At 71.5% G+C, this 2,475-nt stretch carries 1 protein-coding gene; it reads right to left on the bottom strand.

Annotated features, from left to right (window positions below):
• On the bottom strand, positions 1-2,475 hold a 2,475-nt coding region (infB, locus tag Q7W29_03200; GenBank protein ID MDO9170817.1), incomplete at both ends, for a translation initiation factor IF-2.

The raw sequence follows: 2,475 nt of genomic DNA, 5'->3' as shown, positions 1-2,475 counted from the left end.
TAGAGGGTCCGCTTGACCTCTTCGAGGGTGAAGCACTCGATGACGTCGCCGGCCTTGATGTCCTGGAAGCCCTGGAACGCCATGCCGCACTCCTGGCCGGACGGGACCTCGTTGACCTCGTCCTTGAAGCGCTTGAGCGTCTGAAGCACGCCCAGTTCCAGCACCACCACGTCCTGGCGGATGATCCGGACGCGCGCGCCCTTGCGGACCACGCCTTCGGTGACCTTACAACCCGCGACCCGGCCGACCTTGGAGATGTCGAAGGCCTGCAGGACCTCGGCGTTGCCGAGGAAGGTTTCGCGCTGGATCGGGGCCAGCATGCCCGAGAGCACGCCCTTGATGTCGTCGATCAGATCGTAGATCACCGCGTAGTAACGGATCTCAACGCCTTCGCGCTCGGCCAGCGCCTGCGCCTGCTTGGAGGCGCGGACGTTGAAGCCCAGGATCGGCGAGCCGGCGCCCTTGGCCAGCATCACGTCGCTTTCGCTGATCGCGCCGGCGCCCGACAGGATGATCCGCGCGCGGACCTCCTCGTGGGCCAGCTTGTCCAGCGAGCCGACGATAGCTTCGGCGGACCCCTGCACGTCGGCCTTGATGATGACCGGCAGCTCGGAGACCTTCTTGTCGGCGAGCTTGGCCATCATGTCGGCGAGGCTGGCGCCCTGCATCGGCGAACCGGTCTTCTCGCGCTTCATCCGCACGCGATAGTCGGTCAGCTCGCGGGCGCGGGCGTCGTTCTCCACGACCGCGAACGGTTCGCCCGGCGCGGGCGTGCCGTCGAGGCCCAGGATCTCCACCGGCACCGAGGGCCCGGCCGAGTCGAGTTGCTCGCCGCGCTCGTTCAGCAGCGCGCGGACGCGGCCGAAGGTGTCGCCGGCCACGACGATGTCGCCGCGCTTCAGGGTGCCGCGCTTGACCAGCACGGTGGAGACGGCGCCGCGGCCGCGATCCAGCTTGGCCTCGATCACCACGCCGTCGGCGGTGCGGTCGGGGTTGGCCTTCAGGTCGAGCACCTCGGCCTGCAGCAGGATGGCCTCGATCAGGTCGTCCAGGCCCATCTTCTCCTTGGCGGAGATCTGGATGGCCTGGGTGTCGCCGCCGAGGCTTTCCACCACGATCTCGTGCTGAAGCAGCTCGTTGATCACCCGCGTCGGGTCGGCGCCCGGCTTGTCGATCTTGTTGATGGCCACGATGATCGGGGCGCCGGCCGCCTTGGCGTGGTCGATCGCCTCGATGGTCTGGGGCATCACGCCGTCGTCGGCCGCCACCACCAGCACCACGATGTCCGTCACGTTCGCGCCACGCATCCGCATGGCGGAGAAGGCGGCGTGACCGGGGGTGTCGAGGAAGGTGACCGCCTGGCCGTTTTCCAGGCGCACCTGGTAGGCGCCGATGTGCTGGGTGATGCCGCCGTGCTCGCCGGAAACCACGTCGCTGGCGCGCAGGGCGTCCAGCAGCGAGGTCTTGCCGTGGTCGACGTGTCCCATGATGGTCACCACCGGCGGACGCGGCAGCAGGTGATCGTCGACGTCCTCGGCCTTGATGAAGCCCTCTTCGACGTCGGCCTCCGAGACGCGCTTCACGGTGTGGCCGAATTCGGTGGCCACCAGCTCTGCGGTATCGTTGTCGATGACGTCGTTGATCTTCAGCATCACGCCCTGACGCATCAGGAACTTGATGATCTCGACCCCGCGCGTGGCCATCCGGTTGGCGAGTTCGCCCACCGTGATCACGTCGGGGATGATGACCTCGCGGGAGACGCGGGCCTGTTCGACGGCGCCGCCCTTGCGCTGTTCACGCTCGCGTTCGCGGGCGCGGCGGACGGAGGCGAGCGACCGCATCCGCTCGGCGCCCTCGGCGTCGCCGGCGACGGTCTGGATAGTCAGGCGGCCTTCGCGGCGCATCGGCGCGCCCTTGGCGCGGCTGATGGCCTTGCCCGGGCCGGCGTCACGGCGACGGTCGTCCTCGTCGGGACGGCGATCCATGACCGCGCCGCCGGGCCGCGGAGCCTGGCGGGTGGCGCGCTGGACCTCGGGCGTGGCGGGCGGGGCGGCGGGACCGACCCGCGAGCCGCCGGGACCGCGCGGGCCTCCGGGACCACGGGGCGCGCCCGGCGCCGGGCGGGGCGCCAGGGCCGAATAACGGACAGTGCCTTCCGGCGGCCGCGGACCGCGGTCGGCTTGCTGCGGCGGGCCGCGGTCGTCACGGCGCGGCGGACCGGCGTCGTCGCGCGGCGGGCGGGCGTCGGTGCGCGGCGCGCGCTGTCCGAAATTGGCGTTCTCGAAGCGGCCCGGGGCGCGCTCGGGGCGATAGGTGGTGGTCGAGGGCCGGTCGTCGCGGCGGTCATGCGACGGCTGGTACGTGCGGGTCTGGCCGCCCAAGGGAGCCGCGGCGCCGCGCGGCGCCGCGCCCATCGGCGGGCGCGGAGCGGGGGCGGCGGCCTGGACGGGCGGTGCGGCCGGAGGCGCTGGCGGC

The organism is bacterium, assembly GCA_030654305.1.
GTDB lineage: Bacteria > Krumholzibacteriota > Krumholzibacteriia > LZORAL124-64-63 > LZORAL124-64-63 > PNOJ01.
This window is presented reverse-complemented; position numbering and strand designations above follow the sequence as displayed.